The organism is Azospirillum isscasi, from assembly GCF_030849505.1.
Taxonomy (GTDB): Bacteria; Pseudomonadota; Alphaproteobacteria; order Azospirillales; family Azospirillaceae; genus Azospirillum; species Azospirillum isscasi.
The window spans coordinates 1-1,439 of the sequence record NZ_JAUJFI010000348.1; the positions used below are offsets into that span (position 1 = coordinate 1).

A 1,439-nucleotide genomic window follows, 5' to 3' on the forward strand; every position below is an offset into this window, starting at 1 on the left:
GGCGGATTCAAGCGGTCGTCGCAACGGCCTGAGGAGGGAGGTTGCGATGAAGACGCGGAAGCGGCGATCTGATCGATCTGGGCGGGCCGCCCTACGGTCCCCTGGCCGGCCCCCTGCGGCGCAACGTGAGGATCGTCGGCGGTTCTGGTCAGCGATTGCGACGGGACAATCGAGCGAGGATGCGGCATCCCTGGCCGGCGTGTCGCCCGCGGTGGGGGCACGGTGGTTCCGGGAGGCGGGGGGTATGCCACCAGCGGGGTTTGCATCATCGGCCAAGCTGCCGTCAGACCGGTATTTGCAGTTTGCGGAGCGGGAGGAGATCGCGCTGCGGCGGGCCCAGGGGCTCGGCGTGCGGGAGATCGCTCGCCAGTTGGGGCGCGCCGCCTCGACCATTTCCCGGGAGCTGCGGCGCAATGCCGCCACCCGCGGGGGCGGGTTGGAGTATCGGGCGACGACCGCGCAATGGCACGCTGAGCGTTCGGCGCGCCGGCCCAAGCCGGCCAAGCTGGTGGTCAATCCAACGCTGCGCGCCTACTTGCAGGAGCGGCTGGCCGGCACGGTGGTGGCGCCCGATGGAGCGGCGATCCCTGGGCCGGCCGTGACCTGGAAAGCGCGCCGTCATGGGCGCCGACAGGACCGGCGGTGGGCCAAGGCGTGGAGCCCCGAACAGATCGCCCGGCGCCTGCGGCTCGACTTCCCGGAGGACCCGGCGATGCGCATCAGCCATGAGGCGATTTACCAAGCGCTGTTCATTCAAGGCCGGGGGGCGCTGCGCCGCGAGTTGACCGCCTGCCTGCGCAGTGGGCGGGCGTTGCGCGTTCCGATGGCGCGGACCCGCAAGCGCGGCAAGGCCTTCATCACCCCGGAGATCCTGATCAGCCAACGCCCGGCCGAGGTCGCGCACCGGGCGGTGCCGGGGCACTGGGAGGGCGATCTCATCATCGGCTTGGGCGGATCGGCGATCGGCACCTTGGTGGAACGCACGACGCGGTTCACCATGCTGCTCCATCTGCCCCCGATGCCGGGGCACGCCAGCGGCCCGCGGGTCAGCAATGGCCCGGCGCTGGCCGGCCACGGGGCCGGGGCCGTCCGCGATGCCATCGCACGTACGATCACGACCTTGCCCGCCCAACTCCGCCAATCGCTGACCTGGGATCAAGGATCGGAGATGGCCCGCCATGCCGATCTCCGGATCGACACCGGGCTCGCCGTCTATTTCTGCGATCCGCGCAGCCCCTGGCAGCGCGGTACCAACGAGAACACCAATGGGCTGCTGCGCCAGTACTTCCCCAAGGGGACCGACCTCACCGTGCATGACGCCAAGTCCCTGGCGGCGGTCGCTCTCGCCCTGAACTCAAGGCCGCGCAAAACCCTCGGCTGGAAAACTCCCGCCGAGGCGCTGGACGAACTCCTCCAATCCATCGATAAGGGGGGACGGC

General features: G+C 70.3%; 1 protein-coding gene. It reads left to right on the top strand.

The genetic code is table 11. The annotated features are described in order from the left end of the window. Positions 1 to 46 precede the first annotated feature (46 nt). Positions 47 to 1,439, top strand: a 1,393-nt coding sequence (locus QSG27_RS28910) for an IS30 family transposase (RefSeq protein ID WP_306712294.1), incomplete at its 3' end; no start/stop codon positions are given.